Source organism: Aeromonas sp. Marseille-Q5825 (assembly GCF_946892685.1).
Classification (GTDB): Bacteria; Pseudomonadota; Gammaproteobacteria; order Enterobacterales; family Aeromonadaceae; genus Aeromonas; species Aeromonas rivipollensis.
In genome coordinates this window covers 480,033-500,424 of record NZ_CAMPOU010000003.1, presented here as the reverse complement: position 1 = coordinate 500,424, position 20,392 = coordinate 480,033, and the positions used below count along the sequence as shown (strand labels likewise).

General features: G+C 60.6%; 19 protein-coding genes, 1 tRNA gene and 1 riboswitch. Of the genes, 10 read left to right on the top strand and 10 right to left on the bottom strand.

What is annotated here, in order from left to right:
• Positions 1-306 precede the first annotated feature (306 nt).
• Positions 307-993, top strand: a complete 687-nt coding sequence (gene aqpZ / locus OC537_RS10535) for an aquaporin Z (RefSeq protein WP_025327805.1) — start codon at positions 307-309, stop codon at positions 991-993.
• A gap of 505 nt (positions 994-1,498) precedes the next feature.
• Here aqpZ and OC537_RS10530 read toward each other — a convergent pair.
• Complete coding sequence (locus tag OC537_RS10530; RefSeq protein WP_168236563.1) at positions 1,499-2,197, bottom strand: lytic transglycosylase domain-containing protein; 699 nt, start codon at positions 2,195-2,197, stop codon at positions 1,499-1,501.
• Positions 2,198-2,523: 326 nt separating this feature from the next.
• Here OC537_RS10530 and OC537_RS10525 point away from each other — a divergent pair, with 326 nt between their 5' ends.
• Positions 2,524-2,964 carry a GNAT family N-acetyltransferase gene (locus OC537_RS10525; RefSeq protein ID WP_410050471.1) on the top strand — a complete coding sequence of 147 codons (441 nt, stop codon included), beginning with the start codon at positions 2,524-2,526 and terminating at the stop codon, positions 2,962-2,964.
• Here OC537_RS10525 and OC537_RS10520 read toward each other — a convergent pair.
• Positions 2,955-3,506: a DUF1439 domain-containing protein gene (locus OC537_RS10520; protein WP_161507403.1), complete on the bottom strand. Its 552-nt coding sequence runs from the start codon at positions 3,504-3,506 to the stop codon at positions 2,955-2,957. The genes OC537_RS10525 and OC537_RS10520 overlap by 10 nt on opposite strands.
• Positions 3,507-3,602: 96 nt before the next feature.
• Between OC537_RS10520 and cls the strand changes: the two genes are divergently transcribed.
• Positions 3,603-5,084, top strand: coding sequence for a cardiolipin synthase (gene cls, locus OC537_RS10515; protein ID WP_168235567.1), 1,482 nt, complete (start codon positions 3,603-3,605; stop codon positions 5,082-5,084).
• A gap of 107 nt (positions 5,085-5,191) precedes the next feature.
• Positions 5,192-6,460, top strand: coding sequence for a YdgA family protein (locus tag OC537_RS10510; protein ID WP_262110999.1), 1,269 nt, complete (start codon positions 5,192-5,194; stop codon positions 6,458-6,460).
• A gap of 64 nt (positions 6,461-6,524) precedes the next feature.
• Here OC537_RS10510 and purU read toward each other — a convergent pair whose 3' ends face one another.
• Positions 6,525-7,361 carry a formyltetrahydrofolate deformylase gene (gene purU / locus OC537_RS10505; protein WP_005326970.1) on the bottom strand — a complete coding sequence of 279 codons (837 nt, stop codon included), beginning with the start codon at positions 7,359-7,361 and terminating at the stop codon, positions 6,525-6,527.
• A gap of 209 nt (positions 7,362-7,570) precedes the next feature.
• Positions 7,571-7,730, top strand: a riboswitch (FMN riboswitch).
• A 104-nt stretch (positions 7,731-7,834) separates the two neighbouring features.
• On the opposite strand from purU, the gene ribB reads away from it, so the two are divergent.
• Complete coding sequence (ribB, locus tag OC537_RS10500; RefSeq protein WP_262110998.1) at positions 7,835-8,488, top strand: 3,4-dihydroxy-2-butanone-4-phosphate synthase; 654 nt, start codon at positions 7,835-7,837, stop codon at positions 8,486-8,488.
• Positions 8,489-8,711: 223 nt separating this feature from the next.
• Positions 8,712-8,954 (top strand): Lpp/OprI family alanine-zipper lipoprotein, encoded by a 243-nt coding sequence (locus OC537_RS10495; protein WP_025327798.1) that lies wholly within the window; start codon positions 8,712-8,714, stop codon positions 8,952-8,954.
• 132 nt (positions 8,955-9,086) lie between these two features.
• Here OC537_RS10495 and OC537_RS10490 read toward each other — a convergent pair whose 3' ends face one another.
• Entirely contained in the window at positions 9,087-9,935 is an 849-nt protein-coding gene (locus OC537_RS10490; RefSeq protein ID WP_262110997.1) for a tetratricopeptide repeat protein, read from the bottom strand.
• The gene (locus tag OC537_RS10485; protein ID WP_111910004.1) at positions 9,932-10,654 is read right to left on the bottom strand and encodes a 4'-phosphopantetheinyl transferase family protein; all 723 of its coding nucleotides are present in this window, start codon (positions 10,652-10,654) and stop codon (positions 9,932-9,934) included. The genes OC537_RS10490 and OC537_RS10485 overlap by 4 nt, the downstream gene beginning before the upstream one ends.
• Before the next feature lie 276 nt (positions 10,655-10,930).
• Between OC537_RS10485 and OC537_RS10480 the strand changes: the two genes are divergently transcribed.
• From OC537_RS10480 to OC537_RS10470, 3 genes are all read left to right on the top strand, one after another.
• A complete protein-coding gene (locus tag OC537_RS10480; protein ID WP_025327795.1) occupies positions 10,931-11,419 on the top strand; it encodes a C40 family peptidase in 489 nt (162 codons plus the stop codon).
• Positions 11,420-11,570: 151 nt separating this feature from the next.
• Positions 11,571-12,512 carry a 23S rRNA (adenine(1618)-N(6))-methyltransferase RlmF gene (rlmF, locus tag OC537_RS10475; protein ID WP_262110996.1) on the top strand — a complete coding sequence of 314 codons (942 nt, stop codon included), beginning with the start codon at positions 11,571-11,573 and terminating at the stop codon, positions 12,510-12,512.
• Positions 12,513-12,764: 252 nt separating this feature from the next.
• A complete protein-coding gene (locus OC537_RS10470; protein WP_262110995.1) occupies positions 12,765-13,487 on the top strand; it encodes a MaoC family dehydratase in 723 nt (240 codons plus the stop codon).
• Positions 13,488-13,550: 63 nt separating this feature from the next.
• Here the strand turns inward: OC537_RS10470 and OC537_RS10465 are convergent, their stop codons facing one another.
• Positions 13,551-14,549, bottom strand: a complete 999-nt coding sequence (locus OC537_RS10465) for a DUF481 domain-containing protein (RefSeq protein ID WP_262110994.1) — start codon at positions 14,547-14,549, stop codon at positions 13,551-13,553.
• A 19-nt stretch (positions 14,550-14,568) separates the two neighbouring features.
• A complete protein-coding gene (locus OC537_RS10460; protein ID WP_106886166.1) occupies positions 14,569-15,486 on the bottom strand; it encodes a L,D-transpeptidase family protein in 918 nt (305 codons plus the stop codon).
• Positions 15,487-15,859: 373 nt separating this feature from the next.
• Here OC537_RS10460 and OC537_RS10455 point away from each other — a divergent pair.
• Positions 15,860-15,949, top strand: a tRNA-Ser gene (locus tag OC537_RS10455).
• A 464-nt stretch (positions 15,950-16,413) separates the two neighbouring features.
• On the opposite strand, the gene OC537_RS10450 is transcribed toward OC537_RS10455, so the two are convergent.
• From OC537_RS10450 to OC537_RS10440, 3 genes are all read right to left on the bottom strand, one after another.
• Positions 16,414-17,475, bottom strand: coding sequence for an NAD(P)-dependent alcohol dehydrogenase (locus tag OC537_RS10450; protein WP_262110993.1), 1,062 nt, complete (start codon positions 17,473-17,475; stop codon positions 16,414-16,416).
• A gap of 100 nt (positions 17,476-17,575) precedes the next feature.
• Entirely contained in the window at positions 17,576-18,769 is a 1,194-nt protein-coding gene (locus tag OC537_RS10445) for an MFS transporter (RefSeq protein WP_262110992.1), read from the bottom strand.
• A gap of 32 nt (positions 18,770-18,801) precedes the next feature.
• Entirely contained in the window at positions 18,802-20,307 is a 1,506-nt protein-coding gene (locus OC537_RS10440) for a cyclophilin-like fold protein (protein WP_262110991.1), read from the bottom strand.
• Positions 20,308-20,392: the final 85 nt, after the last annotated feature.

Here is a 20,392-nt window from a genome sequence, read left to right as displayed (position 1 = left end):
GGGCTCTGCGAGGACGCCCCATCGCGCCTGGCACAAGCCTATTACCCGCCGTGCTGTTGTCAAAAGCGCTGATTGGGTCACAAGCTGTCGCACGATCAGGGGGGACTCTGATGAGAAATGGCGGCAGCTTGGGTGCGGAAGCTCCCGTTTAATCAACAACTTGTGATGCACATCACACATTTTGCGTAAATAAAGCCGGCTTCGTCTTACTCCACCACACTCCCATAATATGGCGCCTGTTGAATAGCAGTGTCCGTATGAGCCTTTTCCAGGCTCCTGTTCTAGTCATCATCGGGAGATATGAGAGTGAAACCATTTGCAGCTGAATTTATGGGCACCTTCTGGCTGGTGCTGGGGGGCTGTGGCAGTGCCGTGCTGGCTGCCGCTTTCCCGAATGTGGGGATAGGCCTGCTGGGTGTGGCTCTGGCGTTCGGTCTGACCGTGCTGACCATGGCCTTCGCCATAGGTCACATCTCTGGTTGTCACCTGAACCCGGCCGTGACCCTGGGTCTGTGGGCCGGTGGCCGTTTCCCTGCATCGGGCGTCGTGCCTTACATCGTGGCTCAAGTTCTTGGCGGTATCGCGGCGGGCGGTGTGCTCTATGTGATCGCTAGCGGCCAGGCCGGGTTTGATGTGAGCGCCGGCTTCGCCTCCAACGGTTATGGTGAGCACTCACCGGGCGGTTACAGCCTGCTGGCGGCACTGGTGTGTGAAGTGGTGATGACCGGCTTCTTCCTGTTCGTCATCATGGGGGCCACCGACAGCCGCGCACCGGCGGGCTTTGCCCCGATCGCCATCGGTCTGTGCCTGACCCTTATCCACCTCATCAGCATCCCGGTGACCAACACCTCGGTGAACCCGGCTCGCAGCACGGGTGTGGCACTGTTCGTGGGTGACTGGGCCGTCAGCCAGCTCTGGCTGTTCTGGGTCGCTCCCATCGTCGGTGCCATTCTGGGGGCATTGGCCTATCGCGTGATCGCCACCAAAGAGTGAGCAGTTACTGAACTATGTGTGGTATCGACACGCCTGCGGGCGTGTTTTTTTGTTTCTGGAGGGCAGCAAAACCGGGATGACCCCGGTTTTATTGGCTGGCTGAGGGAGAGGGGGAAGGCTTACAAACCTCGGGCACTCAGCATCTCTTTATCGCGCTGGTGCAGGAGCTTGACCCGCGCCACACCCGCGCCACATAGGCCCGGGTTTCGGCATGTATGGGAGGGGATGCCGCCGTGCTTGTGTCTTGCAAAGGGTTTACAGGCCCCGGGCGCTCAGCATCTCTTTATAGCGCTGATACAGCATCTTGACCCGCGCCACCTAGGCCCGTGTTTCTGCATGTATGGGAGGGGATGCCGCCGAGCTTGTGTCTTGCAAAGGGCTTACAGGCCCCTGGCGCTCAGCATCTCTTTATAGCGCTGGTGCAACAGCTTGACCCGTGCCACCTAGGCCCGGGTTTCTGCATGTATGGGAGGGGATGCCGCCGTGCTTGTGTCTTGCAAAGGGCTTACAGGCCCCGGGCGCTCAGCATCTCTTTATAGCGCTGGTGCAGCAACTTGACCCGCGCCACATAGGCCCGGGTTTCGGCATAGGGGGGTATGCCGCCGTGTTTTTGCACCGCACCGGCCCCGGCGTTGTAGGCGGCCGTGGCCAGGGCAACGTTGCCGTCATATTGCTTGAGCAGGCCCGCCAGGTATTTCACCCCGCCGAAGATGTTCTGCTCGGCCATCAGGGCATTGCCGACCCCGAGCTCGCGGGCAGTCGCCGGCATCAGCTGGGTCAGCCCCATGGCCCCCTTGCGGGAGACGGCCAGCGGGTTGAAGGCGGATTCGGCGTGGATCAGCGCCCGGATGAGGGCTGGCTCCACCTGATAGGTCTTGGCCGCCGCCTGTATGGTGCTGGCATAGTCGTAGAGGAAGAGGCCAGTGGTGCGCCAGTTGACCCTGGAGGCGGGATCGCAGGCGTAGCAGTCGTTGAACAGCAGCAACTCGTAATGACCCTGCTCCGGCATCATGTCGGAATAGCGCACCACACCGTTCTTTTGCACCGACTTGTAGACCTGGATCTGGCGCGCGGCTGGGGGCGGTGCGGGCTCTGCCACCTTGGGGGACGGGATCGACTCGGATGTCAGGACCACCACCTCGGCCGGTGGCGGCGTCTGACTCCAGACACTGAGGGGGAACAGCAAAATGGCTCCCAGCAACATCCATGCTTTCAACGGCTTGCTCCTTAAGCCTTGTTAGCCACGTTGAGTAAAGCATCCGTGGCGAGGCAGAACAAGGGCCCCGACGAGGAGTCGCAAGAAATGCCCGGGCAGAGGGGGCCACTGGCTCCCCGAGGCGGGTGCTGCAGCCTCGCAAGAGGCAATGGACGGCGCCGCAACTCCCCAGCTGGCTATTGGCTTTTTTGTAAGTTAAAGGCGTGTTATCTTGCTGTTGCTCCACTCTGGTCTGATCTCTTCGTGGGGCCGGTTGATGGGTCAAGAGAGGGCCAGGTGGCCAGAGCGAAATGGGTATGAGAAGCAGGCGGGCGATGGAGCTCAGATTCGAAGAGTACTGTGATGCGGATCTTTCCCTGATCAGGGACTATTACGAGACGACGTTTTCCCACTATGTGCCGGATCTGGCCGAACGGATCTTCGTGGTACGGGATGCCCATTGGCTGGTGGGGGCCGTGCGCCTGCGCGACGAACAGGACTATTACCACCTGTGCGGTTTCCGGTTGTTGCCGCACTACCAGTCACTGGGGCTGGGCTCCCGGCTGCTGCAGCATGCCTGCAGCGATCTGCTGGACAAGCCCGTGATCTGCCACGCCTTGCCCTTCGAAAAACCCTTCTACTTCAAGGCGGGCTTTGCCCACCTTCCTCTTCATGAACTCGACGGACCGCTTCATACCCTCTATCACCAGCAGCGCGAACAGGGTTATCAGATCGAGCTGCTGGTGCGTCAGGCGACGGCCACTGTCTACAACTGATCCTTCGGCTTGGTCAGCAGGCGGATCTTGCCCGGTGACAGCTCCAGCCCCAGCAGATTCTCCTTGAGCCAGGCCTGGTTGGGATCCTTGTCGTCGAGCTTGTAGACGGGCTGGGTCTCCAGCCGCTTCTCCATGCTCTGCAGCAGCATCCTCAGCATGAAACCGAACTTCTGCTCGGCCGCCGCGGGCTCCAGCTTGTAGTCAATCAGCTTCATGTTGTCGAGGAAGAGCGCGCTCTGGGCCTTGTCGTAGCGCGGCCTCGCCTCATAGGTCATGTTCAGCAGGGCGTCGTACTGGGTCTGGTCCGGCAGTGAGATCTTCAGCTTGCCCTTGCCAAAGACCCTGGCGGTATCCGGGCTCTGGCGGCCGATCTGGACGTCGCTCTGCTCGAGCTGGACATGGGCCTTGATGATGCCGGGCAACTCCAGCTGTTTGTCGACTTGCACCTGGGATTGCAGGTACTGGTTTATCTGTTGCTCATTGATGTCATATGAGCCTTGACCTAGCATGGCCAGACTCAGCAGCATAGATTGCAGGATCATGCTAACGACCTGATAGAATGGGTTTGTCCCACAGCATACCATTGTGGCCCTGTGGGATCTGCCCATGCCCTTTGTTCATTACACCAAGGAGTCGTCTTGCTCGACGGTCTGGAATACGACATTCAGTTGCTGTTCTCCCGCTTTCTCGGCTGGCTGTTGCTGTTGTTTCACACCGTGATAGTGGCGGGGATCTCCCTGCGAGTGGTGATGAAGCGGCGCCCCATAGGGGTATCCCTCGCCTGGCTGGCGCTCATCTATGCCATCCCGTTTGCCGGGGTCGGCTTCTATGTGCTGTTTGGGGAGATACGGCTCGGCCGCAAGCGGGCCGAACGTGCCCAGGCCATGTACCGCCCTTACGCCATCTGGATCCGCCAGCTCGCCCGCCTCTTCCCCCAGCACTGCTGCGAGGTGGGCAGCAAGGCGCGCCCGCTCCATGATCTGATCCAGGGGCGGCTGGCCATGCCCATGCTCTCGGGCAACCGGATGACGCTGCTGCACAAGCCCGACACCATCATTCAGGAGATAGTGCGCGACATCCGCGGCTCCTCCCAGTCCTGCTACCTGGAGTTCTACATCTGGCATCCAGGCGGGGACGTGGACGCGGTGTGCGAGGCCCTTGTCGAGGTGGCGGCGCGCGGCGTGGATTGTCGCTTGTTGCTCGATTCCGTCGGCAGCAAGACCTTCTTCCGCTCCGGCTGGCCTAAGTCGCTGCGCGCGGCAGGGGTCAAGGTGGTGGAGGTGCTGCCGGTGGGTGCCTGGCGCATCCCGTTCCAGCGCCAGGACTTGCGCATGCACCGCAAGCTGGTGGTGATAGATGACAGGGTCGGTTACACCGGCTCCATGAACATGGTGGATCCCCGCTTCTTCAAACAGGATGCCGGTGTCGGCCAGTGGGTCGACATCATGATCCGGGTGCAGGGGCCAGTGGTGCCCCTGATGTGGTCCACTTTCGTCTGGGACTGGGAGATGGAGACCGGCGAGCGGCTGCTCGACAGCCTGCAGCACGAACCCGAGGCCTGGCCGCAAACCAACTATCGGGCCCAACTCATCCCCTCAGGCCCCTTCGTCGGCGGTGACTGCATCCAGCAGAGCCTGCTGCTGGCTATCTACCAGGCGCGCCACCATCTGGTGCTGACCACCCCCTATTTCGTACCGGACGACCCCCTGGCGGCGGCGCTCTCCTCGGCGGCGGCGCGAGGCGTGCTGGTGCAACTGGTGCTGCCGGCGCGCAACGACTCCCTGATGGCCAACCACGCGAGCAACTCCTTCATGGAGGATCTGCTGGCGGCCGGGGTCGAAATTTACCGCTATGATGCCGGTCTGCTGCACACCAAGAGCGTGCTGGTGGACGACGACTTCGCCCTGGTGGGCACGGTCAATCTCGACAGACGCAGCCTCTGGCTCAATTTCGAGATCACCCTGCTTATCGACAACCCGGTGTTTGTCGCCGAGATGAATCAGCTGGTGCAGGGCTACATGCTGGAGGCGACCCCCATGTCGCTGACCCAGTGGCGGGCCCGCCCCTGGTACAAAAAATTGCTGGAGAACATCTTCTACCTGTTCAGCCCCTTGCTGTGACAGTCGAGAATGGGCCATGAGCCGGGATCTGGCTTGCTTGTGTTCCCATACTCCCCGTAGAGTGCGCCTATGCACCCGCCATAGAAAAATCAGGAGTAAGAGAGCAGATGAAAAAGACAGTGGCCATGGCTGCCGGAGCGGCATTGGTGGTGGGTGGGCTGGGCGCCTGCTGGTACACGGGCAATGCCTTCGACCGCATCCTGGGGGAGCAGATCGTGAGGGCCAAGCAGGAGAGCGGGGTCGAGATCACCTGGTTACCCACCAGCGAGAACCTGTTCACCCGTGATGGGGTGCTCAAGGTGGTGGTGACACCCCAGACGCTGGCGAGTTTCGATCCCCAGATGGCGGGAAGCGAGCCCATAGAGCTGCAACTGCGCGTCAACAGCCGCCTGCTGCCGCTCTATATCAAGAGCAACATGCTGCTCGACACCTCGGCGGGGACCCTGGCCCCGGTCTTCACCGCCCTCGGCATGCAGCAGTGGCAGCTTGGCCTGGAGTCGGCCAGCAGCCTCTGGACCATGAGCAACAGCTCCCGTTTCTGGGCCAGCGACTTCAAGGTCAAGGAGGGGCTCAACGAGTTCAGCTTCCTGCCCCTGAGCGGGGATTATCGCGGGGATCTCGATGGCAATGGCCATGTGGTCTTCCAGTGGCTGGGCATGACGGTTCACGATGCGCAGAGCAAGATGGATCTGGCCCTGGCGGATCTCAAGGGCAGTGCCGACATGGCCGAGATCAGCGGCATCTGGCTATCTCCTAACAGCGAGATGACGCTGTCCGCCCTCTCCTTGCAACTGCCGGAGAGCGTCAAGCTCTCGTTGCAGGGGGTCAGCACCAACACCCAGCTGGCGGGGGATGATGCCCAGACCCTCTCCAGCCGCTATCAGATGAAGGTGGCGACCCTCAATCTGGAGAACGAGAGCGACAGCCTGGCACTGACCCAGGGGAGTCTGGATCTGGCGCTCAAGGGGTTGGATCTGGAGGGCTATCAGACCCTGCAGGAGGCCAGCAGCCAGCGGGTGGACGAGGCGGCTGTCCAGCAGGCGCTGGACAAGATGCTGCAACGGGGCGCCACGCTGGAGCTGACCGATCTCAGCGCCCGGCTCAACGGCGAGCCCGTCAGCCTGAAAGGGGAGGCCAAGCTGGCGCCAACGACCCTGGCACAGCTGATGGGAAGCGAGGAGGGGATGCAGGCTCTGTCCGGGCTGCTCAATGCCAGCCTCGGGGACCAGCTGGGCAAGGCGGTGCCGCAGCTGGCGCCCATGCTGGCCCAGTTCACGGCCCTGGGTTATCTGAAGGCGGAGCCGGCGCACCTCAATGCAGAGCTCAAGCTCGACAAGGGGCTGGTCACCATCAACGGTCTGCCCCTGCCTCAATAAGCGCAGCCAGACGAAAAAGGCTCCCTCGGGAGCCTTTTTGCTGGGCGTCGAACGACGGACAGGGTTACTTGAACACCACAGTCTTGTTGCCGTAGACGAAGACCCGCTCGTTCAGCACCAGCTCCAGGGCACGGCTCAGCACGGATTTCTCCACATCCCGTCCCGCCTTGGCCATGTCGTCGGCGCTGAAGGCATGGCCCACGTGGATCACGTCCTGCTCTATGATGGGGCCTTCATCCAAGTCGTCGGTGACGAAGTGGGCGGTGGCACCGATCAGCTTGACCCCGCGATCGAAGGCCTGACGATAGGGGCGGGCACCGATGAAGGCGGGCAGGAAGGAGTGATGGATGTTGATGAGCTTGCGCGGATAGGCCTCCACGAAGCTCGGGGTCAGCACCCGCATGTACTTGGCCAGGATCACGTAATCCGGCTGGTAGCCGTCGATGAGGGCGCGTACCTGCTCTTCGTGCTCGGTGCGGCTGAGATCTTCATGGCTCACGGCATGGAAGGGGATGTCGAACTTGCCCGTCAATTCTGCGAGCGTGTCGTAGTTGCCGATCACCGCCACTATGTCCATGTCCAGCGCACCGGCGTAGTTCTTCATCAGGATGTCGCCGAGGCAGTGAGTCTCCTTGGTGACCAGGATGACGATGCGCTTCTTGCCCGCCTTGACCAGCCGGCGCTGGGCGCCCGCCGGCAGGGCGTCGTCGAGATCCGCCAGCAGGGTCTCGTCATTGAAGCGACCCTCCAGCTCGGTACGCATGAAGAAGCGGCCGTTTTCGTGATCCACGAACTCGTCGTTCTTGTTGATGTTGAGCTGGTGCTTGTAGCAGATGTTGGTGATCTTGGCGATCAGCCCCTTGGCGTCGGGGCAATCGGTCAGCAGTATTTTCTTTTCCATCTCTGTCATGATTCCGTTTGTGGTGTTGGCGCCCGAGTCTGCGCGGGCTGCACGTTTTTGCTGGCACTATGCCATAAACAAAATCAGAAAGGACAGCGCGCCGTGCAGCTGAGTAGCAAGTCGCCAGCGGGCGGCGGTGCGCGGCATCCTATTCATCTTTGATGGGTTTTGGGCTGGTATCCTGCGTTTTTTTTCTTTAGGCTGTCTGCGCTTATTCTCAGGGCGGGGTGAAATTCCCCACCGGCGGTATCCCGATCTGACTCGGGGAGCCCGCGAGCGCCCGACCTTGGTTTGGAACCTGGGTCGGGGTCAGCAGATCCGGTGAGATGCCGGAGCCGACGGTCACAGTCCGGATGAAAGAGGATAAGACAGATATTGCAGTCATGGCTCCCGCGGGCCGGCTGCTGCATACCTATCTCTGTCTGCCTTTCCATGCCCTGATTCTGGTCCTTGTCTTGTTTAGGAGTCTTACCATGAATCAGTCTCTACTCAGTGAATTTGGTGATCCCATTGCCCGCGTCGAAGCCGCGCTGGCCGCATTGCGTGCCGGCCGTGGCGTGCTGGTGGCCGATGATGAAGATCGGGAGAACGAGGGCGACCTCATCTTCGCCGCAGAATCCATGACCAACGAACAGATGGCCATGATGATCCGCGAGTGCTCCGGCATCGTCTGCCTCTGCCTGACCGACGAGCGGGTACGCCAGCTCGAGCTGCCCATGATGGTGGAGGCCAACTCCAGCCATTATCAGACCGCCTTCACCGTGACCATAGAAGCGGCCCAGGGCGTCACCACGGGTGTCTCCGCCGCCGACCGCATCACCACCATCCAGGCCGCCATCGCCGACGGCGCCCGGCCATCGGATCTGCATCGCCCAGGCCATGTCTTCCCGCTGCGTGCCCGCACCGGCGGCGTGCTGACCCGGCGTGGCCATACCGAAGCCACTGTCGATCTGATGCAGCTGGCCGGCCTCAAGCCTTACGGGGTGTTGTGCGAGCTGACCAAGGCCGATGGTTCCATGGCCAGGTTGCCGGATCTGGTGGCCTTTGGTCGCCAGCACTGGATGCCGGTGCTGACCATCGAAGATCTGGTGCAATATCGTCAAATGCTGTCTGAACGTTCGGCTTAAGCTTCATACGAAATTGTAATAAGGGCATTTTTTGGTTACGCTTGGTGCGAACCTCATCCAGAGCACTCGTTTTTGACTTAGATTTGCACAGAAAGTGTGCGTTTAAAAAAAAATGAGGGTTTTAATGCATTTATCTGTGATGGGGCCTATCCAAACTCGTATTTATTTGTGCCATAATCACGCCGCTTGCTAAACGTCTGGCGAGTTAAAGGGAGCTTTAAAAATGAAGAAAATGTTGTTGGTAGGTGTTGTTGGTCTGTCTGCCCTGCTGGGCGGTTGTGCAAACACCAGCGAACTGGAAACTTCCGTTCAGAATCTGTCTAACAAAGTTGACCAACTGGCTCAAGATGTTAGCGCAGTTCGTGCTGATCAATCCAAGATGGCTGCTGATATCGCAACTGCTAACCAAGAAGCAGCTCGTGCTAACCAGCGCATCGACAACATGGCTACTTCCTACAAGAAGTAATCCATGCGAAAAAATGGCGCATTTTAATGCGCCATTTTTTTTTGCCTGAAATTCGTCATTTCCCTTATTACTGCACTGCCTGCCTGAACAAGGCAATGCCGATTGCTCGGCATCCCCTGATATCTTCATCGATCAATAAAGCAGGCTATAGAGCTTGCGACGATAACTCTGCGCAGCCGGGTGTGCCCCCATTGTGGTCAGGATATCGAGATAGATCTTCTTGGCATCGCCAAACGCCATGTCGCGCTTGAGAATGCTGAACAGCAACGCCAGCGCTTCTTCCTGACGGCCAACCTGACTGTACTGCACCGCCAGCTCCTGGCTGAGGGCGTCGTCGTCCGGTGTCTCGGCGTGACGCTGCTCCAGGGCGCGCAGCTCCGGGCTGTCACTGGCTTGCAGCGCCAGGGCCAGACGGGAACTCAGGGTCTGATAGTGATCATCCTGCGCCACCATGGGGATGGTTGCGAGCAGCGCCTGCGCCTCATCCAGCAGAGCCAGATCCAGCGCCGCCTGCACCAGCCAGAGACTGATGTCGTGACGCTCGGGGGCCAGTCGGTGGGCCTGGGTGAGATGGGCATGGGCCACATCTGCCTGACCCTCAGTCAGGGCTTGCTGACCCTGCTCGAGCAGCAGCTCCTCTTCCTTGGGGGCGAAGGCGGCGAAGTACTGGCGCAATGTGGCCTCATCTTGCGGGCCTTCCAGGATGGCCTGCTCGTCCGGGCGCCCCTGATGGAACAGCACCAGTGCGGGCAGCGCGCGCAGACCCAGCTGGCTGGCCAGGGGTTGCAGCTGGGGATCGTTCATGTCGACCTTGGCCAGGGTGACTGCGGGATTGGCCGGGCCGACCAGGGTCTCCACCAGCGGGGTCATGCCCTGGCATTCTGGCATCTGCGGGGCGTGGAAATAGATGACGACCGGCTTTTTCATGGACGCATCGATCAGTTCGGCGTGGAAGTTCTGGGGATTGATGTCGACGATCATGAGGCTGACTCTCGGAAAATGGTGTGGATCAACATGGGGTCCAGGGGCGTGGATTTCAAGCGCTCGTCCAGCAGGTAGCCATTGATCTGGCGAGTCGGAGCGGCGAGGCTCAGCCAACCGCTGCCAAAACGCCAGTCCAGCACCTGATAGCTCCGGGTATCGAGCCGGTTGTCCAGCCGCCACCCCTCTTCTGGCACAAAACGCACCTTGTCGAGCCCGGCGGCAATGCCGGCCCCCTGGGCTTTCAGCACCGCCTCCTTGCGTGACCAGAGCCGATAGAAGGCCGAGGCCTGCTCCCGGGATGGCAGGGCAAGCAGCCACTGATATTCGTCAGGGGCATAGAAACGCTGGGCCAATGGCAGGACGGGGCGCTGGCGCAAGCCCATCTCGACATCCACGCCGAGGGGGCCTTGCTGGCAGAGGGCGAGCACCAGCCAGTCCCCGCTGTGACTGAGATTGAACTGCCAGTCATGGCTGACCAGGGTGGGTTTGCCGTGCTCGCTGGTGCGAAACACCAGCGTATCGGGCGGACAGCCAAGCCGCTCGGCCAGCAGGCGGCGCAGCAGTATCCGGCCGAGCAGGTACTCTCGCTGGCGGCCAGGCTGGCGGATCTCATGCCAATGGCGATATTCGTCCGGCGAGAGCTCTGATTGCAGCCTGATCAACTGCTCGGCGTCGATGAGCGCCGGTTTTAACAAATAGAGATCCGCATAGAGCATAATATTTCACTTTAAAATGAGGTCGAAACAGCGATAACGATCCGTTTTGACAGGGCAAAACCGCTACTTTTGCGATTGTATATTGTTTGGCCATGATCACATTAATCATGCAAAACAGTGCATTTCCTTGCAAAAATGTGAGGTCGATAGGGATTTTCGCTTGCCTCGATAGAATTCTTGGATATAGTCGGGTGCTGTTGCCTTATAAATTGCCCTGTCGGGCTGCATTTTAACAAGTTTCACTCTATTTGCGGGGATAAAGGATTGCGCCACCTGATGCTACTGCTGGTCGCGCTCGGAATGGTGGGTTGTGCTTCTGCACCCCAGACCGAGGTCGCGAGCAAGATCGAGGTTTCCATGATGGAACCCGTGATTGAACCTGAAGTTTCACCCACCCCAGATGTCAACGAAATCCTGACCGTATACAAAGAGTGGCGTGGCGTCCCTTACCGCATGGGGGGCAGCAGCCAGCGAGGCATAGATTGCTCCGCCTTCGCCCGTGAAGTGTTCCGCAATGCCGTCGGCATCGAATTGCCCCGCGATACCCGCTCCCAGGTTCATGAAGGCACCCGCGTTTCCAAGCAGGATCTGGTAGAAGGGGATCTGGTCTTCTTCAAGATCAACCGCCGCCTCAATCATGTGGGCATCTATGTCGGCAACGGTGAGTTCATCCACGCCTCCACCCGCGCCGGGGTGACCCGCTCCAAGCTAGACAACTCCTATTGGCGCAGCAAGTTCTGGCAGGCACGCCGTATCGAGATCTGAGTCAGGCTGGACAAACGGCTCGCAGTACGGACTGTTTTTCCAACCTCACTTGAACCGGGCTCCACGAAGCCCGGTTTTTTATGGTCCTCGTTTAGACTTTCCCTGGCCGACTCTCTATAGTGTGGCCCCCTCGATCCTCGGCAGGCCCAGCATGAAGACCCAGCATAAATCCGGATTGCACCCGCGCAATCGCCACCAGACCCCTTACGATTTTGACGCCCTCTGTCAGCGTACCCCCGAGCTGCTGCCCTTCGTGTTCGTCAACGAGCATGGCACCCGGACCCTGGATTTCGCCGTTCCGGCCGCCGTCAAGGCGCTCAACCGGGCCCTGCTGGCGTTGCACTACGGCATCCAGCACTGGGATCTGCCGCCGGGCTACCTCTGTCCTCCCATTCCGGGCAGGGTCGATTACCTGCATCGGGTGGCGGATCTGCTGGCCGAGAGTGCGGGGGAAGTACCAAGGGGCAAGGGGGTGCGGGTGTTGGACATAGGCGTCGGGGCAAACTGCATCTATCCCCTGCTGGGGGCCCGTGAGTACGGTTGGCGCTTCGTGGGGTCGGACATCGACCCCGTGTCGGTCAAGGCGGCGACCCTGCTGGCGGCGAGCAATGGTCTGGGCAGCCAGATAGTGTGCCGCCATCAGGACAACCCCAAACAGATCTTTCGCGGCATCCTGGGGCCGAAGGAGCGCTTCGCCCTGACCCTGTGCAACCCGCCGTTCCACGCCTCTCTGGCGGAGGCGAGCAAGGGGACTGAGCGCAAGCTGCGCAACCTCGGCAAGGCGGTGACAGGGACTCCCGTGCTCAACTTCGGCGGCCAAAAGGCGGAGCTCTGGTGCGAGGGTGGCGAGGCGGCGTTTCTGGCCGGCATGATAGAGCAGAGCAAGGAGTTTGCCGGTCAGTGCCTCTGGTTCAGCTCGCTGGTGTCGAAAAAGGAGAATCTGCCTACCGCACGAAAGGCGCTGGCTCGGGTGGGGGCGCAGGATGTCAGGGTGATCGACATGGCGCAGGGCAACAAGGTGAGCCGGATCCTGGCCTGGAGCTTCCTGGACGAGGCGAGCCGAATCGCCTGGTGGTCTGCCCCCGGCCGCTGAGGGAAAGGGGGGGTTGAGAGTAAAAACACCCCAGACTGCCTCCTTTTCCTGCCTTGACGGTTTCCGTCCAGGAGCCGTCACCGCAATCGTTTTTCCTCTTTATGCCTGCCCGTTTCTCCCTGCGTGTTAGTGACCACTTTCATCCCCGGTACAGTTGTACGCCGAGATTTTTTTGTACTTACCTGTGAAACTTTCATAAAATGGGACTGGTTAGACCTCTTTACAGGCTTTGAATCGAATAGGGATCGGTACATGAAAGTTGTCGATTTTCTGAAGCACAAGCGCGAAATCCTGGCGCAGCACCCCTTTGAGCTCAAGGATTGGCTCTCTCCGGCGATCCGTGACTACTGGCGTGAGTTTCAGCAAAAGGCACACCTTCACCCTTTGCTGGGACGGGTGCTGGATCTGCAGGCCGACCAGTCGCTGGTGCGGCAGCAGCGCGCATCCCAGGCTCAGGCGGTCAACAGCCAGCCGACCCTGATCGAAGAGAATGCGGTGGAGCTGAGTGGCGAAGCCGCCACCCTCTACGCCGAGCTGCAGGCCCGGATCGGGGAAGAGACCCATGTGGGTGAGTGGTTGCAGATAAACCAGGGGTTGATCGATCAGTTCGCGGCGGTGACCGGGGACCATCAGTGGATCCACACCGACCCCGAGCGTGCGGCGGCCGAGTCGCCGTTCAAGACCACCATTGCCCACGGTTTCCTGACCCTGGCCCTGTTGCCCCAGCTCACCGGCTCGGTGGACGAGGCGACGCCGGAATTCCCGAGCGCCCGCATGGTGGTGAATTTCGGTCTGGAGCAGGTTCGCTTCCCATACCCCATCAAGGTGGACAGCAACATCCGTGCCCGTACCAAGCTGTCCAGAGTGACCCCCATCAAGGGCGGGATCGAGCTGCTCAAGGAGATCAAGATAGAGATCGAGGGGATCCGCCGCCCTGGCTGCGTCATCGAGTCGGTCACCCGTATCTATTTCTGATGCACGTCCCTCACGGCGATACACACAGGCCCACTTCGGTGGGCCTGTGTCGTTTCAGGACTCCTAGAAGCTGGCGCCCAGGGTGATGATATGGCGCCACTCCTTCTCGCTCAGACTGGTCCTTGCGTCCTGATAGTCGAGCCAGGCGTCGTCCCAATCCAGCTCGCTCGACCAGGAGAGGCGCAGGTGATCGTTGAAATAGTACCTGAGCCCCAGGCTGCCGTTGATGGACTGCTGTCTGGTCAGATAGGGTGAGGGCTGATCGATGAACTTCTCGTAGCGCCCCTTGCTGAAGAGTTCAAACTTCTCCTGCCACAGCTCGAGGGGCTGGCGATAATCCCATCCCAGGCTGAGGAAGGGGTAGTTGATGATCCGCTCGTCGAACAGATCCGAGTTGCTCCACACATCAGGGGTGAAGTAGGCCCGCTCCAGACCCAGCTGGCTGATCAGCTCCAGGCGGCGTCGCTTGTCATTCCAGAAGCGGTAGCCGGGGCCGGAGGCATAGTCTATTTCAAGGTATCCGGCCTCGATCAGGTTGTAGTCGATGTCGATGGAGGAGCTCAGGAACCAGTGGTCGTCGAAGAAGAAGTCGAGCTTGGGCTTGAGCTTGTATTCGTGGCTGTCGGTGATGTTGTTCGCCGTCTCGTAGATATATTCGCCATCCAGGCTGTAACGCCAGTCCAGATTGGCCAGCTCGGTGGAGACCTTGAGGTTGACGTTGTTGGTCTTCTTGGTGTTCTCCTTGAGCTTGATGTTCAGGTCGCTGGTACCGGTCAGGAGCCAGGCATTCACTTCGTCAGGGGAGTCCAGCAAGGGGATCCCCGTCTTGGTCAGCGGCTTGGGTTTCTCCTGTTTGTCCAGGCGCCAGCGCTTGATGGCATGGCGCTGGACGGTCAGGGCCTTGCTATAGGATGGCTTGATGCGGATCTGATCGTCCGTGATCTCTTCTATGGTGCCGGTCAGGCGATCGCCGTTCTGCATCCACAGTATGTCCGCCAACGCCGCTGAGCCCGGCAGCAGGGTCAACAGGAGCGCCAGCAGGGGAAGGCCGCATCTCGTCATGGTGATCTCCGGGAGAGTCTTAGCCGCTGATGGGGCGGGGCAGCCCGTTCTTGTCGTCGAGCAGGGCCGTCACCCGGGAGCCATCTATCTCGGGGGCCGCGATGAACTGCTCGACCTCGGGGGAGAGCACCAGCGGGGCACCCTCGGACATCTCCTCCTCGGTGCGGGAGAGGGGGGAGTGCACCTCCAGCCAGCGGCGACCGTCCGGCTCCAACGCCGTCTTGACCGGCTGGTTGATCACCTGTACCCGGGTACCGACAGGCACCAGGCTGAACAAGGTCTCTATGTCGTCCGGGCGCAGCCGGATGCAGCCCGCGCTGACCCGCAGACCGACCCCGAACTCCTTGTTGGTGCCGTGAATGAGGTAGTCCTTGTTGCCATAGCCCAGGCGCATGGCGAACTTGCCGAGGGGATTGTCCGGGCCCGGGGGCACCACGGCCGGCAGGTCTATGCCCTTTTGCTCCAGCCAGGACTTGCGCACCATGGGGCCGGGTACCCAGGTCGGGTTCGGATTCTTCGCGATGACTGTGGTGGTCATCTCAGGGGTCTCGCGGCCTATGTCACCTATGCCGATGGGTAGCACCATTACTTCCGCCTTGTCCTTGGGGAAGTAATAGAGGCGCAGCTCCGGCAGGTTGATGACGATGCCCTCCCGCGGCACATCGGGCAGCAGCATCTGGGTCGGCAGGGTCAGCCGGGTGCCGGGTGTGGGCAAATAGGGGTCAACCCCCGGATTTGCCTCGAGCAGCGCCAAAAAGCCAATCTGGGTATGTTTGCCAACCAGCTCCAGATGATCGCCAGGTTGGACTATGTAGTCTTCCAGCTCACCGATGAGACGGCTGTCCGCTGGCGGAAGCGGATAGGTTTTCGACCAGGCCGGCGTGGTCCAGAGGCTGGCAACGGCCAGCAGCAGTGAGACGATACGGGTATTGTGCATGGTGTTTCCTATCGGCAGTTCTCGAGGGAAGCGCTTCCCTCCCCAAAAATGAGCGGAGATTGTCAACCAATCGACCGGGGATTACCAGCGTCGGACCACCCTTCTCCCGGGCCCTATTGAGGCAGGTTGAGGGGGATTTTCGGCCCTCAGCCCCCGGTTTGTCGGGGAAAGGCGGATAAGCCTGAATCGGTGCCGGGGTGGTCGGCCCTGAGACCATGTCTGACACCTTGGCGCCGCACGTCGGCAAGCAGGCCTGGGCCTGGCAAGGGGAGGGGGAGTCGGCACAGACTGACGGTTTAATAGCCAGTCGTCTGATCTGCAACGAGATTTACGTTGATTTCCCGACTCGGGTTGGGTCAATATGAGGGCCCGCGGAGAGATGCCGGAGTGGCCGAACGGGATTGACTCGAAATCAATTGTGGCAGCAATGCCACCCAGGGTTCGAATCCCTGTCTCTCCGCCATTTATCAAACCCAATCTGTCAAACAGGTTGGGTTTTTTGTTTATGTGCTGTTTATGGCGCGCGACCAGAGCGCATGGCATTGAGTCTGGGGCATGACACCTGTGAGGACGTGGCAATACCGGCTCCTGCTGCCGTACTCGGTTCTGTGAAATCCACATATCTTCATCGCCTGCGCACTCCTCATTCACCTGAGGGCAGCCCCTTTACCATCGGCAAGCTGCAAAAAAACAGCCGCAAGGCGGCTGAAAAAGCGAGTCATCGACCATGACCCGGCTGTAGGCATTCGATCACACCGGTTGCACTGCGGCGCTCCAGGGCATCGGCATGCAATGGGGACCTGCTCCAGGCCCCTTGAATATCAGAGATGCCATGACTGTGCAGGTCATGGCTTCACGGCGATCGCCACTGTGTGACTGTGCGCTCTTCTTCTCATGTGCGAAGACCTGAGCGGCCGCCCGGGATTGTCAGGCTTCCACCTTGAGGGAGGCCATGTCGATGACGAAGCGGTACTTCACATCGCTTTTGAGCATCCGTTCATAGGCATCGTTGATATCTTGCATGGCAATCACTTCCACATCCGACACTATGTCGTGTTGGCCGCAGAAATCGAGCATCTCCTGAGTCGCAGCCATACCACCAATCATGGAGGCCGCTACCGCCTTGCCGCCGATCACCATGGGCATGCTGTCCAGGGCCGGTTCGAGCGGGCCGAGATAACCCACCAGTACCAGGGACCCCTTGAAACGCAGGGTGGAAATGTAGGCATTGAGATCGTGCACATAGGGCACGGTATCGACGATGAGGTGGAAGTGACCCGCAACCTGAGCCATCTGGGCGGCATCGGTCGAGATGACGACCCTGTCAGCGCCGAGCCGATGGGCATCCTTTTCCTTGCCGGGCGAGCGGGTAAACAGCGTCACTTCGGCACCCATCGCCTTGGCCAGCTTGATGGCCATATGGCCGAGACCGCCGAGTCCCACGACGGCGACCCGGCTGCCGGGGCCGATGTCGGCGTTTTTCAGGGGTGACCAGGTCGTGATGCCGGCGCACAGCAGCGGCGTCGCCCCCTGCAAGGCGAGGTTATCGGGAATGCGCACGACGAATCCCTCCTTGACCACGATCTTCTCGGAATAACCGCCTTGGGTCAGGCTGCCATCGATACGGTCGGGGGCGCCGTAGGTGTAGGTCGCTGTCTCGCTGCAATGTTGCTCATGACCCTCTTCGCACGCCTCGCAATGACCGCAGGCGTCCACCATGCAGCCGACCCCGACCCGGTCGCCAACCTTGAATCTGCTGACCTGGCTGCCGATGGCAACCACCCGGCCGATGATTTCATGGCCCGGCACTATGGGATAGCGGGCCCAGCCCCAGTCATTGCGGGCGGTGTGCAGATCCGAATGGCAGACGCCGCAGTAGAGAATGTCGATCTCCACATCATCGGGGCGTGGCAGTCGGCGAGTGATGGGATGAAGTGCCAGCGGTGCCGTGGCCGAGGCGGCCGCATACGCGTTGACGGATTTAATCATGGTGTTCTCTCCGATGGGGTGGCAACAGTTGCCGGGGTATCTCTGTGCAACGCAGGGGCTGCACGGCGTCTTGAACGGGTTGAGTCACGGGATCGGAACCTCATCCGTTCACCTGGGAGGGGTGCAGCCGCTTGCCGCTGCCGACCACCAGCGTGGCCACCATCAACAGGGCGGCGCTGCCAATCAAGGTGGCGCCTATGGTGTAGTGATCGAGCAGCCAGCCACCTATGCCAGCCCCCAGCATGATGGAGAGCTGGATGGCGGCAACGATGAGGCCGCCGCCACTCTCGGGGGCATCGTGGATCCCCCGGGCTATCCAGGCTGACCAGGCAACCGGAATGGCGGCATTGATGGCACCCCACAGGGTCAGCATCAGCGCGACGCCCCAGAAGGAGTGCTGCATGGCGAGCAGGCCAAGGGTGATGAGTGCAAGCATCAGGGGCAGCCATCGCAGCAGCCGATAGAGGTGACGATGCAGGGTGGCGCTGGCCACAGTGGTGCCCACGAATCCGGCCATTCCCAGTGCCAGCAGCAGGGAGGAGAGTTCCTGCAGGCTGGTTTGGGTACGTGTCTCCAGAAACGGTCGGAAGTAGGTAAACGCACAGAAGGCGCCAGCAAAGGTGAGCATGACGCCGAGCATGGCCATCGCCACATTGGGTCGCTTGAGCAGCCCCAGAACTGGATCAGCACTGTGCTTGCTTCGCATCGAGGGCAGGCTGACGGCCATCCACAGCAGGTTCAGCACCACCAGCGGTGTAAGCAGCCAGAACACGCCCCGCCAGCCGATGATGCCACCCAGATAACTGCCGAGCGGAGCGGCAAAGGCGGTGGCGACGGCATTGCCGGTGTACATGAGGCCGAGGGCTCTAGGCACCGAGTCGGGGGACACCAGCCTCATGATGGTGGCGGTGGCCAGTGCCCAGAATCCACCGACCACCACGCCCAGCAGGGCCCGGGCCAGCATCAGCAGCGCAAAGTTGGGGCTCAGCGCGATCAGGATGAGGGAGAGCAGCATCACCAGTGCCAATACCATCAGCACATGACGACGCTCATGGTGGGCGCAGACCCGGGTGACCAGCAGGCTGGCGATGACGGCGAAGAGACCCGAGATGGAGATGGCAAGGCCCGCCTGGCCATCGCTGGCACCGAGATCGCGGGCGATCGGGGTCAACAGGCTGACCGGCATAAACTCGGCGGCGATCAGCAGAGCCACGCAGAGGGACATGGCCCCCACGGCCCCCCAATGTTCTTGTACTGCGGGGAGGGATTCGACAGCGGCATGATGAGTCTTCATTTTACGACCTGATATTGAAGGATGGAGGTGCGTCATTTGACGGCTTCAATGGTGAGGGTGCCCGAAGGCTGGGCGGTCAAGGCATCCAGACCCGATGCAAGGCGTCCCAGGCGGATGAGGCCGCTCGAGTAACCGAAGTCCCGGTAGTAGATCGCCAGATTGCCCCAGGGTGCGTAGTAAGCGATGTCTCCGACTTGCGGGTCTATCCCCTCTGGCGCCGCCTGAGTCGTCAGCTTGCGCGGCAGGTAGGCAATTTTCTCCGTCTGCGCGTACTTCTCCAGTGCCAGGGTCAGGGGGAGCTGGGAGAAAAAGTCCCGGGCGCTCGGCGTATCGTCGAGCGTCGCCACGGCCGTGCGGCCATTGATGGTCATCTTGATGCGCATGTTGTCTTGTCCGTTGAGGCTGAGGGTGACGTTTTGAGCGAACTCCTGCTGCCACCAGGCCGTGGTGTCGGGGAGGCTAGCCATGGCGAGGGGTTGGCCGATTCGTGGTGTCAGCAAACGATAGGGCTTGCCGTCGCTGGCAAGGCTGATCCGATCCAGCGGCGCCATCCAGGGGTGGTTGGCCAGGGCAAATTTGCCCAGATGAGCTGGCATCAGGGCACGGGCTTGCAGATCCTCTGCTGCCTTGGCAGCTTCCTCCGGTGTCATGTGGATCAGTGGCCAGCGCGGGTCGTATTGCCCCATGTCCAGTACGGCTAGGTCGATTGGCCCCAGGCGCCGGCCGATATCGGCAAAGTGGCGACCGTAGCCGCTGTCACCGCTGAAGAACAGGGTTTGCCGGGCACTCTTAAGGGCGAAGGCGACCCAGAGCGTCTGGTTCTTCTTAAACAATCGCCCGGAGTAATGACGTGCAGGCAAGAGATGGATGGTCAGTTCGGGATCCAGTTGCAGGGTGCTGTTCCAATCCGCCTCATGGATGCGGGCCTGTGGGTAGCCAAAGCGCTCCAGATGAGCGCCGACACCGAGTCCGCTGACTACCGCCTTGACCCTAGGCAGCAGTGCCTTCAGGGTTGGGTAGTCGAGATGATCCCAGTGATCGTGGCTGATCAGCAGGTAGTCAATGTCGGGAAAATCCCCGGCGCTATACGGATTACTGCCTGCAAAAGCTTCATTGGCATAGGGCAGGGGGGCGGCATTGTCACTAAAGACGGGGTCAATCAGGATGCGTTTGCCCGCCAACTGGACGTAATAGGAGGAGTGTCCGAGCCAGATCACCAGATCCGCATGGTGGTCGAGACGGTGAAGGTCGGTCTTGACGGCAGCGAGGGGGGCGGCGGGAGTCAGATCTTTGGCAGGATTCAGCCACCCCGACAGGATGATCGAGAGGGTACTGCTGTCACCGGTCAGTACAGGTGTGGGCTCTAGATTCTGAAATTCACCGCCTCGGTAATGGGGTGAGCGGGTGATGGCATCAAGGCGTGCGCCTGAAGGGATGGCCCCCATCTGCGGTTGCCCGATAAAGAGCATGGCCGAGGCGGCCAGTGCCGCCGCGATCAACAGCAAGGCCGGCAGTATGGTGCGTGTTTTAGTGGTCATTGCCGATCTCCCGACATCAGCTTTCGTGCAGCAGACACGTCATGTGACACCGCATCCGATGGAAAACGCGCGGCGGTATGGCCCG

Excerpts from the sequence above, each read along its gene's own strand:
- OC537_RS10530 (WP_168236563.1), bottom strand. The coding sequence starts at position 2,197 with ATGTTGCTGGGAGCCATTTTGCTGTTCCCCCTCAGTGTCTGGAGTCAG.
- OC537_RS10525 (WP_410050471.1), top strand. The coding sequence starts at position 2,524 with ATGGAGCTCAGATTCGAAGAGTACTGTGATGCGGATCTTTCCCTGATC.
- OC537_RS10520 (WP_161507403.1), bottom strand. The coding sequence starts at position 3,506 with ATGATCCTGCAATCTATGCTGCTGAGTCTGGCCATGCTAGGTCAAGGC.
- OC537_RS10510 (WP_262110999.1), top strand. The coding sequence starts at position 5,192 with ATGAAAAAGACAGTGGCCATGGCTGCCGGAGCGGCATTGGTGGTGGGT.
- purU (WP_005326970.1), bottom strand. The coding sequence starts at position 7,361 with ATGGAAAAGAAAATACTGCTGACCGATTGCCCCGACGCCAAGGGGCTG.
- ribB (WP_262110998.1), top strand. The coding sequence starts at position 7,835 with ATGAATCAGTCTCTACTCAGTGAATTTGGTGATCCCATTGCCCGCGTC.
- OC537_RS10495 (WP_025327798.1), top strand. The coding sequence starts at position 8,712 with ATGAAGAAAATGTTGTTGGTAGGTGTTGTTGGTCTGTCTGCCCTGCTG.
- OC537_RS10490 (WP_262110997.1), bottom strand. The coding sequence starts at position 9,935 with ATGATCGTCGACATCAATCCCCAGAACTTCCACGCCGAACTGATCGAT.
- OC537_RS10485 (WP_111910004.1), bottom strand. The coding sequence starts at position 10,654 with ATGCTCTATGCGGATCTCTATTTGTTAAAACCGGCGCTCATCGACGCC.
- OC537_RS10480 (WP_025327795.1), top strand. The coding sequence starts at position 10,931 with ATGCTACTGCTGGTCGCGCTCGGAATGGTGGGTTGTGCTTCTGCACCC.
- rlmF (WP_262110996.1), top strand. The coding sequence starts at position 11,571 with ATGAAGACCCAGCATAAATCCGGATTGCACCCGCGCAATCGCCACCAG.
- OC537_RS10470 (WP_262110995.1), top strand. The coding sequence starts at position 12,765 with ATGAAAGTTGTCGATTTTCTGAAGCACAAGCGCGAAATCCTGGCGCAG.
- OC537_RS10465 (WP_262110994.1), bottom strand. The coding sequence starts at position 14,549 with ATGACGAGATGCGGCCTTCCCCTGCTGGCGCTCCTGTTGACCCTGCTG.
- OC537_RS10460 (WP_106886166.1), bottom strand. The coding sequence starts at position 15,486 with ATGCACAATACCCGTATCGTCTCACTGCTGCTGGCCGTTGCCAGCCTC.
- OC537_RS10450 (WP_262110993.1), bottom strand. The coding sequence starts at position 17,475 with ATGATTAAATCCGTCAACGCGTATGCGGCCGCCTCGGCCACGGCACCG.
- OC537_RS10445 (WP_262110992.1), bottom strand. The coding sequence starts at position 18,769 with ATGAAGACTCATCATGCCGCTGTCGAATCCCTCCCCGCAGTACAAGAA.
- OC537_RS10440 (WP_262110991.1), bottom strand. The coding sequence starts at position 20,307 with ATGACCACTAAAACACGCACCATACTGCCGGCCTTGCTGTTGATCGCG.